Genomic DNA, 17,394 nt, shown 5'->3' on the forward strand with positions numbered 1-17,394 from the left:
TCATTCCGCAAGCGCCGCCCGACCCGCGTTACAGTTTTTCATAGGCGCCGACGATCTTGGTCACCTCGCCCGTGCGGTCGGTGACGGCGATGGCGTAGCTGCGGACCCGCACCTCCTTTCCGTCGGCCCGGATCAGCCGCGCCTCGAACCGGAACTCGCCACCGGGCTTCATCGCCTTGGCGACCTTCTCGCTGATCATGGGAAGATCGTCGGGGTGATAGAAGTTGATGGCGGTGTCGTAATCCGGAGGGCCCGCGCTTTCGGGAATGCCGTGGATGTCGAAGACCTTCGAGGACCAGAAGATCGTCTTGTTCACGGGGTCAAGCTCCCAATAGCCGAAGCCCGCCAGTTCCTGCAGGTGGCGGAACCGCTCGATGGTGGCCTTGGTGTGGCCGGTGGCGGTCACGATCTCGGTGACATCCATGGCCATGGTATAGACTGTGGGCTCTTGCGTCACCGGATCGATGTAGCGGTGCCGTTCGATCGCAAGATAGGACGGATCTTCGTGGTCACTGTCGCGGAACAGGACCGTCTCGGGCGTGGTCTGATCCTCACCGGCAAGCACCTTTGCATCGTTCTGGCGCACGCTGTCCGCCGCCTCGGGCGGGATAAGGTCGAACAGGTTTTCGCCCACGGCGTCATCCCGGCTGAGACCAAGGACATTGGCCGAGGCTTCCGAAATCCGCAGGATCGTACCGTCCTGCGCGCGGTTGAACAGGTGGATGCGGGTGTTGCTGAGGATCATCTCCATTTCCAGCGCAAGCCCGGGGAACTGGGTGACGACCAATGTCAGCCCCAGCGTCTTGCCGAAATCGTCGAAATAGGGCGCGCAGCTCATCTTGATCTGGGTGCCGTGCGAGGAAAACTCCTGCTCGACCGGCTTGCCCGCCTGCAAGGCGTCGCTGCACAGCGCCGCAAGACTGGGGTAGCCTTCGGGCACGCTGACCTGGCTGATGTGCACCTGATTGATGGGGCGCGGGATTGTAAAGACCTCACAAGCGGCATCGGTGGCCTGGGTGATCTGCAAGGCGCTGTCGGTGACAAGAATGGCCAGCGGCGTGTTGTGCAGGATCGACGTCAACTCACCCGTGCGCCCCGTGAGGGTCGAGGCGGTCATCTGCAGCTCTTCATTGACGGTGATCAGTTCCTCGTTGCTGGACTGCAGCTCTTCGTTTGAGGTTTCGAGCATCTCGTTCGTGGCTTCGAGTTCCTCATTGGTGGACTGCATCTCCTCGTTGACGGACTGCAATTCCTCGTTGGTGGCCTCAAGCTCTTCGATGGTTTGCTGCAGCGCCTCACGGGTGACGGCGACCTCGGCCTCAAGTTCGAAGATCCGGCTTTCGGCGACGGCGCGACCGGTGCCGTCCCCCGTAACATCCCCCGCGCTATCCCCTGAGCCGTCACGGACTTTTGCGGCGCTCTCGACGGTATTGAACACCACCAAAGCGAGCTGTTCGTTGATCGCTTCGGCCACCACAGGATAGACGACAAGACGCAGATTCGCACCGTTCGGCCCCATGCCGCGCTGCGCGATCCCGCTGCGCCGTTCGCGGTTGCGCAGCGCGATCATCACAAGGCTGCGCGCCTCTTCGCGCAAGGGGCTGCGCAGAAGGTCGATGTGCATCCGCAAGCGGCTGTTCTCGGTCACTTCGATAAAGGCGCTGATGGAGCCGTTGACCTGCAGGATGGTGCCCTCAGCGGTGACCAGAAAGGAATTCTCGCCCAAGGACTGCATCAGGGCGTTGAACATCTTGCGATCGTTCGACTCCGTATCGGCACGGGGGGCACGCCGGATCTCCGGCGGGGTCACCGGCCGCACCGCGGGCATGGCATAATCCGCGGCCGCCCCCCGCGCGATTTGGCGTCGGCGAAAGATATGCGGGGTGCTGCTGTCCTTGGCGAAAAGCTCCTCGGACCCGCTGATGGTCTCGGAGGTGCCCAGAAACAGCAGCGCATCAGGCGTCATGGCATAGTGAAACCGCGACATCACCTTTTTCTGCAGGGCTTTGCCGAAATAGATCAGCACGTTGCGGCAGCACAGCAGGTGGATGCGCTGAAACGGCGGATCCTGGCACAGGTTGTGTTTCGAGAACAGGATCGCGCTGCGCAGATGATTGATGACCCGCACGCCGTCCGCATCGGGCACCAGATATTTCTTGGCCAGCGCCTCGGGGATGTTTGCCAGCGCACCGGAGGTGTAGATGCCGCGCTGGGCGATGGCCAGCGCGTTGGTGTCGATGTCGGTGGCGAAGATCTGCACCTTGTCCTTGAAATCGCTGGTCGGGCCGCCGAGGGCCTCGGCCAGCAACATGGCGATGGAATACGCCTCTTCCCCGGTTGCGCAGCCCGCGACCCAGACCCGCAAGGGCCCGCCGTCAGCGGCCGTGATCACTTCGGGGAGCAACCGTTCGAGGTGGCCGAACTCGGACCCGTCGCGAAAGAACCGGGTGACCGAGATCAACAGGTCCTTGAAGAGCGTATCAAGCTCCGCAGGGCGGGTGCGCAGAACGCGGGTATAGGCGTGAAGATCGTCCACGCCGAGGGCGGTCATACGCCGCTCGATCCGGCGCTGAACCGTGGATTGTTTGTATTCGCGGAAATCCACGCGGGTGCGGGCCAGCAACATCTGCAACACATCTGCAAACGGCGGCTCGCCCAGCGTATCGGTCCTGAAGCCCGAAAAATCGTGGTTCGCGGCGAGAATTTTTTGCAGATGCGTGCCAATTTCCGCAGGGGCAAGCACCAGATCGACGCAGCCGGTCTGGATCGCGGACTGCGGCATGCCGTCATACTTGGCGGAGTCGCGGTCCTGCGCGATGGTGATTCCCCCCGCTTCACGGATCGCCTGAACGCCGTAGGCCCCGTCCGATCCGGTGCCTGACAGGATGATGGCCACCGTGTTTGCCCCCCGTTCGGCGGCCAGAGTAAGCAGGAAGCGATCTACCGACGGTTTAGGCGTGGACAGCGTGTCGCTGGGCGGTTTGAGCCGCAGACGCCCGCCTTCGACGACCACATCGGCCTTGGGCGGGGTGATGTAGATCACATTGACCACATCGGCCTTGGGCGGGGTGATGTAGATCACATTGGCGCGGGGGATGACTCCGTCGGTAATATCCTCGACCAACAGGTCGGTTTCCCGTGCAACCAGTTGAGACATAATGCTTTTGTGATGGGGCGACATATGTTGCACCACGACGAAACAAATCGGCGATGTCGCCGGAAGGGACGAGACGAATTCGCGGATTGCTTCAAGCCCGCCGGCCGAGGATCCGATGGCGACGATTGTCAGGTCTGTGTCGACCTCATCTTTCATATCCGTTTCCCACATGCGTTACACAACCATGACGATAGCCTAGAAGCCGGCCGCCGCCGGTTGCAAGTCCCCCGGCATAGGGCTCCGCCCCCTTGCGATATTTGATCTGGCGCAATGATGCGGTGTGCAGGGTCGCGGGAAATCACGAAAATTGTCTTAAAATCCGGCGCGCACCGCCCTAAAAATTTTCTGGAAATCCGCGCGGTTTTTTTAAGATTTTGTTCAGACCTGTTTCTTAGGACTTCTGGCAACACCAAGCGCAAAGGACCGGCTTCATGCAAATGCTCGCTTTCGAAGATGATACCGCCCACCAGACCGGCAGCCACCGGTTCGTGGTCAACCTGAAAGTGCCCAAGAACGGCTCGGTCCAGGTCCGCTCGTGCGAGGTGATTGGCGGGCAATACCGCAACCGGTTCACCTTTCCTTCGCAGGTGACCATCGCCGATGTGTTCGAAGACCAACTCGCCCAGGGGGTGATGAAATGTCTGTCGTCCCTGTCCCGCACGACCGAGGTTGTCTCTCTCCCGACCCTGTCGATCGAGATGCCGGGCCTGACCCTTGCCAAGGCGCACCTGATCGCCAATCTGTCGGACAGCGGAGAGTTGAGCATCATCCTGCGTTTCAAGATGATCCTTGGCAATATCTCGCGCGCATTCCTTCCCGCGCTGGGGATCGAGGATTCGGTGACTGACCACGCCTCGCATATGTCGGCGCTGGTTCTGACCGATATCGTGATGCCGCTGCTCGACATGTGCACGCTGGCCGAAGCTGACACCATCGCCAAGTCCGACGCGGTCGACCGCTTTATCGAGACCCTGTCGGACCGGTCGCGGGACGTGCGGTTTCAGGCCGAGCTGATCAAACGTTTCGTCAATTCCGCCTCGGCCCCGGCGGCGGAAAAGCGCAAGCTGTCGACCGCCCAGCCCGTGCCCCGGCTCACCGGGTCCGACTAGGCTTCGATCTGGACCTTTGAGAAAAACTCCTGTCTGCTGCCGCAAAACAGGAGATTTTCCATGCCCCAGACCGCACCGCTTGCCGACCGTATCGCTCAGGGCCGCGGCGACGCGCCCGCCGACGTCGTGCTGCGCGGCGGGCGGGTGTTCGACGTCATCACCGGCGCGCTGCTTGAGGGGGACGTCGCGCTGTGCGGGGATCGGATCGTCGGCACCTGCGAGACCTATGAAGGGCGCGAGGTTGTCGATGTCACCGGCCTGACGCTCGTGCCTGGGTTCATCGACACCCATCTGCACATCGAAAGCAGCCTTGTCACACCCTTCGAATTCGACCGTCTGGTCACGCCGCTGGGGGTGACGACCGCCATCTGCGACCCCCATGAGATCGCCAACGTGCTGGGCGTGCCGGGCATTCAGTATTTTCTCGATGCGGCACTGGAAACCGTGCTCGACATCCGCGTGAACCTCAGCTCCTGCGTGCCCTCGACGACCATGGAAACCGCCGGCGCGCAGATCGAGGCAGAGGACCTTGCGCCGCTGCGCGACCATCCAAAGGTGATCGGGCTGGCGGAGGTGATGAACTATCCCGGCGTGATCCACCGCGACCCGGGCCTGCTTGCCAAGCTGCAGGCCTTTGAGGGCGGGCATATCGACGGCCACGCGCCGATGCTCTCAGGGCGGGACCTCAACGCTTATATCGCCGCCGGTATCCGCACCGAGCATGAGGCGACCACCGCCGAAGAAGCGCGCGAGAAGCTGCAAAAGGGCCTGCGGGTGCTGATCCGCGAGGGCTCGGTGTCCAAGGACCTCGACGCGCTCCTGCCGCTGCTGGATGAACGCACGGCGAGCTACATGTGTTTTTGCACCGACGACCGCAACCCCCTCGACATCGGTGAGCATGGCCACCTCGATTACCTGATCCGCACGGCGATTGCGCGCGGCGTGTCACCGGTGGCGGCCTATCGCGCGGCTTCGCTTTCGGCGGCGGAAGCCTTCGGCCTGAAGGACCGAGGAATGATTGCACCGGGGCAGCGCGCGGACATCGTGGCGCTGGGCTCGCTTGAGGCCTGCGATGCGCAGCTGACCTTTTGCGGCGGGGTGCAAGCGGCGGAAGCCGCGTTCAAGGCGCGCAAGATCACTCCGGTGATCGGTCGCAACTCCGTGCAAGCGCCCAGCGTGACGGCCAGCGATTTCCGCACCGCCTCGAACCGGGCCGAGACGGACGTGATCGGCGTCCTGCCGGGCAAGATCATCACCGAGCACCTGCGCGAGGAAATCACCCCGGACGCGGGCGACAAACGGCCCGACACCGCGCGCGATCTGGTAAAGATCGCCGTGGTCGAACGGCACGGCCGCAACGGCAACATCGCCACCGGCTTCGTCAAGGGCTTCGGGCTGGGGCGCGGGGCGATCGCTTCGACCGTTTGTCACGATCACCACAACATCGCCTGCGTGGGCGCGGATTACGACGACATGGCGCTGGCCTGTAACCGGATGACAAAGCTTGAGGGTGGCTTCGTGGTGGTCGAGGGTGGGGAGATCCTGGCCGAACTGGCACTGCCGGTCGCAGGTCTGATGAGCCTTGAGAGCTTCGAGACGGTGCGGCACCGGCTGGAAGAGCTGCGCAGCGCCGCCCGCAGCCTTGGCGTCACGCTGGAAGAGCCCTTTCTGCAGCTTGCCTTCCTCGCCCTGCCGGTCATTCCGATGCTCAAGATCACCGACCGGGGCATGGTGGACGTGGCCAAGTTCGAGATCATCGCCAGTTAGCCTTAGGCGGGTCGCGCGTTGTCCTCGGTCACTGTCCCGTCGGGCGACAGGGCAAGCGTCGGCGGCAGGGCGTGATCCTGCACCGTGCGGGCATTGGGGATGTCGTTGTTGACCGCGCGGCGGGTCGCGGCGGCGGAGCTGAACCCCCGCGCCAGCCAGCGCTGGATCAGCCGGGCGCGCAGGTCTTCAAGGGGCACATCCAGACGAACCGAGAGCGCCCAGAGCGGCGCGAGGTTGAACCAAGGCGCATCGTCCAGCAGAAGGTAATTGCCCTCAACAATCACGACTTCCGCCCCGGCCGGGATGATCCGCGCGCCCGCGATGGCAATGTCGCGGCCCCGGTCAAACACCGGCACGGCGACGTCCACACGTTCTTTCAGCCGTCGCACCAGATGCACGAAGCCCGCACCGTCGAAGGTATGCGGCGCGCCCTTGCGGCCCAGATCGCCGCGGGCGGTCAACACCTCATTGTCGAGATGGAACCCGTCCTGCGGCACGATGGCCGTCTCGCATTTCTGGGCGTTCAGACGTCGGGCGAGTTCCTCGGCGAGCGTGGATTTGCCGCTGCCCGGCGGGCCCGCGATGGCGACCAGACAACGCGACGGACCGGCCCGCAGAGGCTGGATACGGTCGGACAATATATTCACCTGACGGGTCAGATCAATCATCGGCGGCTCCTTTGGAACCGGATGTACCAAGGCAGTCGGGCAGGGCAAGCCACCCGTCAGGCCGGTGGCAGTTTCCGGCTTGCGTCCTTGCGGGCCGAGGGTTTCATCGCGTCACCGTGGTCGGCCAGAAACTTGCGCACCCGTGGGGCATCGTGCCGCCCAAGCTCGCGCAGCCACCACGACACCGCTTTCTGGATGAACCAGGCCGGGTCGCGGGTGTAGTCCGCAGCCCAGCCGAGAATACGTTCACGCGCTTGCAGTTCGTCCGGGCCGGGGTTGTTCATCTTGGTCCAAGGCAGGGTCATGACCAGCGCGGCCCGCTTGGTCCACAAGTGGTCGGACCGCGTCCAGCCTTCAACCTCGTCGAGCCGTGCAGGCTCAGCCAGAAGCCGCCGTCCGCCCGCGCTGCTGACGTGGTCGGCAATCGCCCAGCCGTCAAACTGCGGCACCCAGGAGGCGATCAGCCGCCACGCCGCGTCGTCGGGCTTGATCCGCGCCTGCACCAGCAATTTCGCGGCGGCGATGCGGCATTCATGGATGTTGCTGTCCCAAAGCTCCGACGCGAGGGTGAGGCGCTCGTCCAGCGTCACCTCGGCCCGCCATGCCTTGGCCGCCGCGTCGATCACCGGATTGGCGACGCCGAAATAGGGGCGGTCCACCTTGTGATACTTGCGCATCTCGGCCGCTTTCTGCGCATCACCCTGCATTTGCAGGGTGGCGACGGCGTCCTCAAGCGGGATCATTCGACCGTCACCGATTTGGCGAGGTTGCGCGGCTGGTCCACGTCGGTGCCCTTGGCCACCGCCGTGTGATAGGCCAGAAGCTGCGCCGGCACGGCATAGAGGATCGGCGCCACGAAATCGGCGACTTCGGGCATCAGGATCGTGTCCCAGACGCCGTCACCGGCCTCGTCCGCGCCCTTGGCGTCGGTGATCAACAACACCTTGCCGCCGCGGGCCATGACCTCTTGCATGTTGGAAACCGTCTTCTCGAACAGGGCATCGCGCGGCGCCATGACGATCACCGGCACGTGTTTGTCCACCAACGCGATGGGGCCGTGTTTCAACTCGCCCGAGGCATAGGCTTCGGCGTGGATGTAGCTGATTTCCTTGAGTTTCAGCGCACCCTCATGGGCCAGCGGATACATCGCGCCTCGCCCCAGAAACAGGATGTCGCGGGCTTCGGCCAGCTTGCGCGACACCTCGGCCGCGCGGTCGCCCAAGGCCAGCGCCTGATTAAGCAGGCCGGGCAGGGCGGTGAGCTGTTCGAGCGCCCGGGCCACCCCCTCGGCGTCCATCTCGCCGCGGTCCTGCGCGGCTTTCACCGCCAACAGGGCCAGCACGATAAGCTGACAGGTAAATGCCTTGGTTGAGGCGACGCCGATTTCCCGGCCTGCGAGGATCGGCAGGGCGAGATCGCTTTCCCGCGCGATGGAGCTTTCGGGCACGTTGACCACCGACAGGATGCGGTCGGCCTTGCCCGCGCAATAACGCAGCGCGGCGAGGGTGTCCGCCGTCTCGCCCGATTGGCTGACGAACAGGGCGGCGGTGCCCGGGGTGATCGGCGGTTCGCGGTAGCGGAACTCCGACGCGACATCCACGTCGACGGGCAGGCGGGCGATCTGTTCGAACCAGTATTTCGCCGTCAGACAGGCATAAAAAGCCGTGCCGCAGGCCACCATCGTCAGCCGGTCGATCTTGGTGAAGTCGATGCCCGCGCCGGGAAGCTCGATTCGGCCGTCCTTGATGTAGAAGCCCAGGGCATTGGTCAGGACCGAGGGCTGCTCGGCGATTTCCTTGGCCATGTAATGCTTGTGGCCGCCCTTGTCGACTCGCGCCATGTCGATCTGGATTTCGCGCATCTCGCGGTGGACCTGATGGCCGTCACGGTCGCGGATCTCGACCGAGGTTCGGGTGACAATCGCCCAGTCGCCTTCCTCAAGATAGGTGATCTTGTCGGTCATGGGGGCCAGTGCGATGGCATCGGAGCCTACGAAATTCTCGCCCTCCCCGTGGCCGATGGCAAGGGGGGAGCCCTTGCGCGCAGCGATCAGCAGGTCGTCCTCGCCCTCGAACAGGAAGCACAACGCATAGGCGCCCTCAAGCCGGGCGAGGGTGTTCTCGGCCGCTTCGCGCGGGCTTTGTCCCTGATCGAGATGGCTCTGGGTGAGAAGCGCCACGGTTTCCGTATCGGTGTCTGTCTCATGGCCGATGCCATGGGCAGCGAGCTCGGCGCGCAGCTCGCGGAAGTTCTCGATGATGCCGTTGTGTACCACGGCCACGCGGCGCGTCTGATGTGGGTGGGCGTTGCGCACGCTCGGCGCGCCGTGGGTGGCCCAGCGGGTGTGGCCGATGCCGGATTTCCCGGCCAATGGCTCATGCACCAGCAGGTCTTGCAGGTTCACCAGCTTGCCGACGGCCCGCCGCCGGTCGAGCCGACCCTCATCGACCGTGGCGATGCCCGCGCTGTCATAGCCGCGATATTCCAGCTTCTTGAGCGCTTCGACAAGGATCGGGGCCGCTTCGTGCCGCCCAAGGACACCTACAATTCCACACATTTTCAGGTCTCCTTCGTTGCTCTGGCCCGTTTGGCCTTTAACTTTTCGAACATCCGCCGGGCAAATCCCGCCTTGTTCTCTTGCCGGGCCCGGGCCACGGCCATATCGCCTTCGGGCACATCGCGGGTGACGATGGTTCCGGTGGCGGTCATGCTTTCGTCGCCCAACGTGACCGGAGCCACCAGCATGGTGTTCGAGCCCACGAAAACGTCGCGGCCGATGGTCGTTCTGTGCTTGAACACGCCGTCATAGTTGCAGGTGATCGTGCCCGCGCCGATGTTGCTGCGCGCGCCCACCTGGGCATCGCCGATATAACTGAGGTGGTTGACCTTGGCGCCGGTGTCCAGCACCGCGTTCTTCACCTCTACGAAGTTGCCGATCTTCACGTCCTCGGCCAGTTCGGTGCCCGGACGCAGCCGCGCATAGGGGCCAACCACGCCCCCGCGTGAGACGTGGCACCCTTCGAGGTGGCTGAAGGCGCGGATCTGTGCGCCGTTCTCGATGGTCACGCCGGGCGCAAAGACGACGTTCGGCTCGATCACCGTGTCGGCGCCGATGAAGGTGTCGTGGCTGAAATAGACCGTCTCGGGGGCGTGCAGGGTCACGCCATTGGCCATGGCCTCAGCGCGGGCGCGCGCCTGAAAGGTGGCCTCGGCGGTAGCAAGCTCGGCACGCGAATTGATGCCCATGGTCTCGGCCTCGTCACAGCGCACGACGGTGGCGCTGAGCCCCTTGCCGCGTGCGATCCCGACGATGTCGGTGAGGTAGTATTCCCCGGCGGCGTTGTCGTTGCCCACCGCGTCCAGAAGGTCGAACAGCACGTCGGCCTTGGCGCAGATCACGCCGGAATTGCAAAGGGGTATCGCCCGTTCCTGCGCGTCCGCGTCCTTGAACTCGACGATCTTCTGCAGCGCGTCCCCTTCGACGACCAGACGGCCATAGCGGCCCGGGTCTGCGGCCTCGAACCCCAGAACGACGATGTCATGGGCCGCGCGGGCATCGATCATCGCTTCGAGCGTTTCGGGGCGGATGAAGGGCGTGTCGCCGTAAAGCACGATGGCATCCCCGTCGAAGCCCGACAGCGCGTCTTTGGCTTGCAAGACCGCATGGCCGGTGCCCAATTGCTCAGCTTGCAAGACCACTTCGACCGCGTCGGACCAACCCCGCGCCGCAGCCTCGACCAGATCGGCGCCGTGGCCGGTGACGACCACGGTTTTTTCGGGCTCCAGCGCGGCGGCCGAGCGCATCGCGTGGATCAGCAGCGGCGCGCCCGCCACGTGGTGCAGCACCTTGGGCAGGTCGGACTGCATGCGCGTGCCCTTGCCCGCGGCCAGAATGATCAATGAGGTTGCCATTATGCCCTGTCTCTTGCTTTTGCCCGTTCCAAGGCCACATGCCCCAAGTCGACCCCGGGGCGCAAGACATCAGGGGTTCACTTCCCGTGTCGCTGGGTTACAGACGGGCAAGCAATCGGAGATTTGGCGTGAAAACTGTTATTTTTGATCTGGATGGCACCTTGGCCGACACGTCCGGCGATTTGATCGCGGCGGCGAATTCCTGCTTCCGCTCCTTGGGGTTGGGCGATGTGCTGGACCCCGCCACCGATGCGGGCACTGCCCTGCGCGGCGGGCGGGCGATGCTCAAGCTGGGGTTTTCGCGGGTCGACGGGTTTGGTGAGGATGAGATCGACCGCCAATACCAGCCCTTGCTGGACGCCTATGCGCGCGAGATTGACACCCACACGGTGCTTTATCCCCGCGCGATGGACGCGGTCGAGGCCCTGCGCTCGGCCGGATACGGCGTGGGCATCGCCACCAACAAGCCCGAGGCGCTGGCCCATGACCTGATGACCCGTCTGGGCGTGCGGGATGCTTTCGCGTCCTTGGTGGGGGCAGACACGTTGACCGTGAAAAAGCCCGATCCCGAACATCTGTTCGAGGCCGTGCGCCGGGCGGGGGGCGATCCGGCGCTGACCTGTCTGGTGGGCGACAGCGACACCGACCGCAACACCGCGCGGGCGGCGGGGGTGCCCTCGATTCTGGTGACGTTCGGCCCCTCGGGTGAGGATATGGCCGCGCTTGAGCCCGAAGGCCTGCTGGATCACTACGACGATCTGCCCGCACTGGTGGACCGTTTGCTCGCCTGAGCGTGCTGCGGCGGGAAAACCGTTGACGCGGGCGCCACGACCCCCGCAGATGGGGCCATGAGCAAGACATTCACCGGCCGTTTCACCCAACAGGAACCGATCCCGCAGGCGGGCATCGACGCCGCCCTGCGCGTCATGCAGCACGGGCGCCTGCACCGCTACAACGTGATCGAGGGCGAAATCGCCGAGACCGCGCGGCTGGAAGAGGAGTTCGCCGCGCAAACCGGGGCGGCCTTTTGTCTGGCCGTGGCCTCGGGGGGCTATGCGCTGACCACCGCGCTGCGGGCCTGCGGCATCGGCCACGGCGACCGGGTGCTGACAAATGCCTTCACGCTGGCCCCCGTGCCCGGCGCCATCGCCGCCGTGGGCGCCACGCCGGTTTTCGTGGGCGTGACCGAAGACCTCGTGATCGATCTGGCGGACCTTGAGCGCAAGCTGGGGCAGGCGCGGGTGCTGCTGCTGTCGCATATGCGCGGACATATCTGCGACATGCAGGCGCTGATGGCTCTGTGTGATCGCGCAGGCGTCACAGTGATCGAGGATTGCGCCCACACTATGGGGGCGGACTGGAACGGCACGCCGTCGGGGCGCTGGGGGCGCTTTGGCTGCTATTCGACGCAGACCTACAAACACGTCAATTCCGGCGAAGGGGGATTGCTCATCTCCGACGATGCGGAGGGCATGGCCCGGGCGATCATGCTGTCGGGCAGCTACATGTTGTTCGACCGCCACCGCGCGGCCCCGCCGCCGGAGACCTTCGCGCAAATCAAATACGACACCCCCAATATCTCGGGCCGGATGGACAATCTGCGCGCGGCGATCCTGCGGCCGCAACTGGCGGACCTGCCGCGCCAATGCGGCCGGTGGAACGTGCTTTATCGCACCGTGGCCGAAGGGCTGGAGGGCGCGGCGGGGCTGACCCTGCCGCATCGACCCGCCGCCGAAGGCTATGTCGCCTCGTCGATCCAGTTCCTGTTGCTCGACTGGCCCCCCGCGGCGGTGCAACAGGTGCTGAGCCGCTGTGCCGCCCGCGGCGTTGAGTTGAAATGGTTCGGCGGGGCAGAGCCGTCGGGCTTCACCTCGCGCTACGATTCTTGGCGCTATGCGCAAGCCGATGCCATGCCCGACACGGACCGCATTCTGGCCGGGATCATCGACATGCGCCTGCCGCTGAGCTTCAGCCGTGACGACTGCGCCCTGATCGCCAGCATCATCCGCGACGAGGTGGAGCAGGCTTTTGCCGAACACAACGTGCCCTGACCGGACCGCCGGCGGGGCAACTTAATCGTTGCGCGGCGCCCCGAACCCTTTTATTGAACACTTGTTCAATAATGCAGGAGAGCCCGGATGTTCACAGCCTCGATGACCTTCGATCTGGGCGATGAGGTGAATGCCCTGCGCGATATGGTTCACGCCTGGGCGCAAGAGCGTGTCGCGCCCCTGGCCGGTGAGATCGACCGCAAGAACGAGTTTCCCTCGGACCTTTGGCGCGAGATGGGCGATCTGGGCCTGCTCGGCATCACCGTGGATGAGGCTTACGGCGGCGCGGGCATGTCCTATCTGGCGCACACGGTCGCGGTTGAGGAAATCGCCCGCGCCTCCGCCTCGGTCGCGCTATCCTACGGCGCCCATTCCAACCTTTGCGTCAACCAGATCAAGCTGAATGGCAATGAGGCCCAGAAAGCGAAATACCTGCCCGAACTGGTCTCCGGCGCCCATGTGGGCGCGCTGGCCATGTCCGAGGCGGGGGCCGGCTCGGACGTAGTGTCGATGACGCTCGCGGCGGAAAAGCGCAACGATCACTACCGCCTGAACGGCACCAAATACTGGATCACCAACGGGCCGGACGCCGACACGCTGGTGGTCTATGCCAAGACGGACAAGGCCGCGGGCTCAAAGGGGATTACCGCCTTCCTGATCGAGAAATCCATGACCGGATTTTCCACCTCGCCGCATTTCGACAAACTGGGGATGCGCGGCTCGAACACGGCGGAGCTGGTGTTCGACAACGTCGAAGTGCCCTTCGAGAACGTGCTGGGGGAAGAGGGGCGCGGCGTCGCCGTGCTGATGTCCGGGCTGGATTACGAACGGGTGGTGCTGGCGGGGATCGGCCTTGGGATCATGGCCGCCTGCCTTGATACGATCATGCCTTACCTGAGCCAGCGCAAGCAGTTCGGCCAGCCGATCGGGAGCTTCCAACTCATGCAGGGGAAGATCGCGGATATGTACACGGCGCTGAACTCGGCGCGGGCCTATGTCTATGAGGTGGCGAAAGCCTGTGATCGCGGCACGGTCACCCGGCAGGATGCGGCGGCCTGCTGCCTTTATGCGTCAGAGCAGGCGATGGTGCAGGCGCATCAGGCGGTGCAGGCCATGGGCGGCGCAGGCTTCATGGCCGACGCGCCCACCGCCCGTCTGTTCCGCGATGCCAAGCTGATGGAGATCGGCGCGGGCACCTCGGAAATCCGCCGGATGCTGATCGGGCGCGAGATGATGGCCGCCATGTAAATCGGGCGCCGTCGCGCTAGGTGGTCGGCCAGACCCCCGCTCGACACAGCCGGAAAGGACAGAGCATGAGTGATTTCACAGGATTGAACGCCCTCTTCATCAACACCTCGCTGAAGAAGAAATCGAGCGAGAGCCACACCAAGCTTTTGCTGAACGCCTCGGCCAATATCATGGCGGATCAGGGGGTTGCGGTCGAGATGGTGCATATGCTCGACCATGAGGTGCCCCCCGGCGTCTATCCGGACATGACCGAGCAGGGCTGGGCGCGCGACGATTGGCCAATGCTTTGGGACAAGGTCAAGGCGGCGAACATCCTTGTCATCGGCACGCCGCTTTGGCTGGGCGAGGAATCCTCGGTCTGTCGCGGGCTGATCGAGCGGCTCTACGGCATGTCCGGTGAGACGAATGACAAGTGCCAGTCGATTTATTACGGCAAGACAGGTGGTTGCGTGATCACCGGGAACGAGGACGGGATCAAGCACACCGCAATGACCCTCCAGTATGCGCTGTCCCATCTGGGCTATACCGTGCCGCCGCAGGCCGATTGCGGCTGGATCGGTGAGGCGGGGCCGGGTCCCTCCTATGGCGATGAGCTCGACGACGGAAGCAAGGCCGGGTTCGACAACGATTTCACCAAGCGCAACATGACGATCATGACGTGGAACCTGATGCATATGGCGCATCTGCTGCGCGACGGCCTGCCGAACAAGGGCAACGACCGCCGTGCCCTCGACGGGATCGACATCAATCACGACAACCCCGAATACCGGAGCTGACCCATGCGTCTTGCTTGTCTTTTGCTCACCGTGCTGGCTGCGCCGGTGTCCGCGCAGGATCATACGCCGGACGATCCTGCGCACGACGGGCATTCCCATAACGCGCCCCTGCCAGACCCGGGCGCGCTGGACTATGACGCAGGCGTTCTGCACGCCTGTTTGGCCGAGGCGCGTGGCTACGGCGAAAAGCACCAGTGCATCGGGATTGGCGCTGCCGCCTGCATGGAGGCCGGGGCCGGATCGTCGAACGCGGGCATCAGCTTTTGTTTCGCCGCCGAATGGGAAGATTGGGACGCGCGGCTCAACACCGCCTATGGGACCTTGCTCGACCAACAGGCAGAGCTTGCAGCGGACAACGCTGCGTTCAACGCGCGGATTCCGGACGCGGTCGAGAGCTTGCGGACCATGCAGCGCCACTGGATCGCGTTCCGCGATGCCGCCTGCGAATGGGAAGCGGTGCAATGGGGCGGCGGCACCGGCGCGGGTCCGGCCTCGGGCGCCTGCCTGATGGGGCTGACCGCACAGCAGACCCTGTTTCTTGAGGAGCGTGTCAAATGATCCAGGCCGCAGACTCCCCGATGTTCGCGCCTTTCGCCGCGATTGCCGGTCCAGTCGAACGCCCCGTTTCCCGTAGATGTGCGGAGCGGAGGACATGACGACCCCGACCCACGAAGAGGCGCTGGCCCTTGTGCGTGATGCCGCGACCCTTGCCGCCGCTGGCGGAGGGGAGCGCGCGCGCAAACGGCATCAGGATCGCGGCAAGATGCTGCCCCGCGACCGGGTGGCAGCGGTGCTCGATCCCGGCGCGCCCTTTCTTGAGATCGGCGCGACGGCAGGGCACGGCATGTATGACGGCGCGGCCCCCTGCGGCGGTGTGATCGCGGGGATCGGGCGTGTTCACGGACGGCAGGTCATGGTGGTCTGCAATGATGCGACCGTGAAGGGCGGGACCTATTACCCGATCACGGTGAAAAAGCATCTGCGGGCGCAGGAAATCGCCGAACACTGCCGCTTGCCCTGCGTCTATCTGGTGGACAGCGGCGGGGCGAACCTGCCCAATCAGGACGAAGTGTTCCCGGACCGCGATCACTTCGGCCGCATCTTCTACAATCAGGCGCGCATGTCGGCGGCCGGCATCCCTCAGATCGCCGCCGTTCTGGGCTCCTGCACCGCGGGCGGCGCCTATGTGCCCGCCATGGCGGATGTGTCGATCATTGTGAAAGACCAGGGTACGATCTTTCTGGCCGGCCCGCCGCTGGTCAAGGCCGCCACCGGAGAGGTGGTGAGCGCCGAGGATCTGGGCGGCGGCGATGTCCACACCCGCCTGTCCGGGGTGGCGGACTATCTGGCCGAGGACGACGCCCACGCGCTCGCCCTTGTCCGGCAAGCTGTCCAAAACGCACACGCAGACAGCCCGCAGCCGCTAAAACCCGTTGATTTCGACGCGCCCCTCAAGTCGCAAGAGGACTTTTTCAACCTTGTCCCGTCCGACCTGAAAACCCCGTTCGACATCCGCGAAGTGATCACCCGCATCGTCGACGGATCGCGCTTTGACGAGTTCAAGGCCCGCTTCGGAGAGACGCTGGTCACAGGTTTCGCCCAGATCGAGGGCATGCGCTGCGGGATCGTCGCTAACAACGGGGTCTTGTTCTCGGAGGCCGCGCAGAAGGGCGCGCATTTCATCGAGCTGTGCTCGCAACGCAAAATCCCGCTTATCTTCTTGCAGAACATCACCGGCTTCATGGTCGGGCAGAAATACGAAAACGAAGGCATCGCGCGGCACGGGGCGAAGATGGTCACGGCGGTGGCCACGACCTCGGTGCCCAAGATCACCCTGATCATCGGCGGCAGCTTCGGCGCGGGCAATTACGGCATGTCGGGCCGGGCCTACAGTCCGAATTTCGTCTGGACTTGGCCCACATCGCGCACGGCGGTCATGGGCGGGGAACAGGCGGCGGGGGTTCTGGCGACCGTCAAGCGCGACGCGATGGAACGGGCGGGCCAGGACTGGCTGGAAGAGGAAGAAACCGCCTATAAACAGCCTATTATCGATCAATTCGAAGAACAGTCTCACGCGCTTTATGCCTCGGCCCGCCTGTGGGACGACGGCGTGATCGACCCGCGCGACAGCCGCACGGTGCTCGCCCTGTCGTTGCGCGCCGCGCTCAATGCCCCGATCGAGGACACGCGGTTCGGCGTGTTCCGCATGTAGGAAATCCAATGCCCGACAAACCCACCAAACCCGACTTCTACTCCGGCGTGCCTTGGGTCTATGTGACCGTCGAACAGGCGCACGCGCACCCCAAGGGGCGTCTGAACCTGCTGTTGTGGCTGATCGCGGCCTATTTCGTCGCCACGGGCCTGCTGAAATTCGCCCTTGCGTGGCAGTATGGCGCGGGTCTTGGCGTGTCGTTGTTGAGCAGCATCTGGCCCTTTCTGACCGGCATCGGACTGGCCCTGCGGGTGCCGTGGTCGGTGGTCATGGCGGCGGTCTCAACGGGGCTTACGGCCTTTGCGCTGGTGCGCGGGTTGGGCACGGGGGACTCGCTTTTGACGCTGGTCGAGATGCTCGTGAACGTGGGCATCCTGTTCTACCTTCTCGACGGTGACCGGCCGAACCTGATCTACCGCCATCGCTACCGCAAATATTCCGCCGCTCCACCGCCCGCTGACGAAACCGCTTAAGCCCGAGACAGAGGGGATTTG

General features: G+C 64.3%; 14 protein-coding genes. 9 read left to right on the top strand and 5 right to left on the bottom strand.

Translation table 11 applies throughout. From position 1 onward, the window contains the following. Positions 1–28 precede the first annotated feature (28 nt). The gene (locus DC363_RS00095) at positions 29–3,313 is read right to left on the bottom strand and encodes a chemotaxis protein CheB (RefSeq protein ID WP_108639097.1); all 3,285 of its coding nucleotides are present in this window, start codon (positions 3,311–3,313) and stop codon (positions 29–31) included. A 275-nt stretch (positions 3,314–3,588) separates the two neighbouring features. On the opposite strand from DC363_RS00095, the gene DC363_RS00100 reads away from it, so the two are divergent. Together DC363_RS00100 and ade are read left to right on the top strand one after the other, a co-directional pair. Further along, positions 3,589–4,266, top strand: a complete 678-nt coding sequence (locus DC363_RS00100) for a hypothetical protein (protein ID WP_108639098.1) — start codon at positions 3,589–3,591, stop codon at positions 4,264–4,266. 60 nt (positions 4,267–4,326) lie between these two features. Further along, positions 4,327–6,033 carry an adenine deaminase gene (ade, locus tag DC363_RS00105; RefSeq protein WP_108639099.1) on the top strand — a complete coding sequence of 569 codons (1,707 nt, stop codon included), beginning with the start codon at positions 4,327–4,329 and terminating at the stop codon, positions 6,031–6,033. A 2-nt stretch (positions 6,034–6,035) separates the two neighbouring features. On the opposite strand, the gene DC363_RS00110 is transcribed toward ade, so the two are convergent. Genes DC363_RS00110 through glmU form a run of 4 tightly spaced genes read right to left on the bottom strand, consistent with a single transcriptional unit; the run spans position 6,036 to position 10,613 of the window. Further along, positions 6,036–6,701 (bottom strand): nucleoside/nucleotide kinase family protein, encoded by a 666-nt coding sequence (locus DC363_RS00110; protein ID WP_108639100.1) that lies wholly within the window; start codon positions 6,699–6,701, stop codon positions 6,036–6,038. Between the two features lie 56 nt (positions 6,702–6,757). Next, complete coding sequence (locus DC363_RS00115) at positions 6,758–7,444, bottom strand: DNA alkylation repair protein (protein WP_108639101.1); 687 nt, start codon at positions 7,442–7,444, stop codon at positions 6,758–6,760. After that, on the bottom strand, positions 7,441–9,258 hold the full coding sequence (gene glmS, locus DC363_RS00120) for a glutamine--fructose-6-phosphate transaminase (isomerizing) (protein WP_108639102.1): 1,818 nt from the start codon (positions 9,256–9,258) through the stop codon (positions 7,441–7,443). Before glmS ends, DC363_RS00115 begins: the two co-directional genes overlap by 4 nt. Positions 9,259–9,260: 2 nt before the next feature. Further along, positions 9,261–10,613, bottom strand: coding sequence for a bifunctional UDP-N-acetylglucosamine diphosphorylase/glucosamine-1-phosphate N-acetyltransferase GlmU (gene glmU / locus DC363_RS00125; RefSeq protein ID WP_108639103.1), 1,353 nt, complete (start codon positions 10,611–10,613; stop codon positions 9,261–9,263). Between the two features lie 128 nt (positions 10,614–10,741). Here glmU and DC363_RS00130 point away from each other — a divergent pair, with 128 nt between their 5' ends. The 7 genes from DC363_RS00130 to DC363_RS00160 all read left to right on the top strand — a co-directional run bounded on the left by DC363_RS00130 (position 10,742) and on the right by DC363_RS00160 (position 17,373). Further along, complete coding sequence (locus tag DC363_RS00130) at positions 10,742–11,404, top strand: HAD-IA family hydrolase (RefSeq protein ID WP_108639104.1); 663 nt, start codon at positions 10,742–10,744, stop codon at positions 11,402–11,404. A gap of 57 nt (positions 11,405–11,461) precedes the next feature. Beyond that, positions 11,462–12,664, top strand: coding sequence for a DegT/DnrJ/EryC1/StrS family aminotransferase (locus tag DC363_RS00135; protein ID WP_108639105.1), 1,203 nt, complete (start codon positions 11,462–11,464; stop codon positions 12,662–12,664). A gap of 87 nt (positions 12,665–12,751) precedes the next feature. Then, complete coding sequence (locus tag DC363_RS00140; RefSeq protein ID WP_108639106.1) at positions 12,752–13,912, top strand: isovaleryl-CoA dehydrogenase; 1,161 nt, start codon at positions 12,752–12,754, stop codon at positions 13,910–13,912. Positions 13,913–13,977: 65 nt separating this feature from the next. Continuing rightward, a complete protein-coding gene (locus DC363_RS00145; RefSeq protein WP_108639107.1) occupies positions 13,978–14,688 on the top strand; it encodes a flavodoxin family protein in 711 nt (236 codons plus the stop codon). A gap of 3 nt (positions 14,689–14,691) precedes the next feature. Further along, entirely contained in the window at positions 14,692–15,246 is a 555-nt protein-coding gene (locus DC363_RS16630) for a lysozyme inhibitor LprI family protein (RefSeq protein ID WP_146180720.1), read from the top strand. A gap of 94 nt (positions 15,247–15,340) precedes the next feature. Next, positions 15,341–16,900 (top strand): carboxyl transferase domain-containing protein, encoded by a 1,560-nt coding sequence (locus DC363_RS00155; protein WP_241962883.1) that lies wholly within the window; start codon positions 15,341–15,343, stop codon positions 16,898–16,900. A gap of 8 nt (positions 16,901–16,908) precedes the next feature. Continuing rightward, a complete protein-coding gene (locus tag DC363_RS00160) occupies positions 16,909–17,373 on the top strand; it encodes a hypothetical protein (RefSeq protein WP_108639109.1) in 465 nt (154 codons plus the stop codon). Positions 17,374–17,394 lie beyond the last annotated feature (21 nt).

Source organism: Thalassorhabdomicrobium marinisediminis (assembly GCF_003072065.1).
Classification (GTDB): Bacteria; Pseudomonadota; Alphaproteobacteria; order Rhodobacterales; family Rhodobacteraceae; genus Octadecabacter; species Octadecabacter marinisediminis.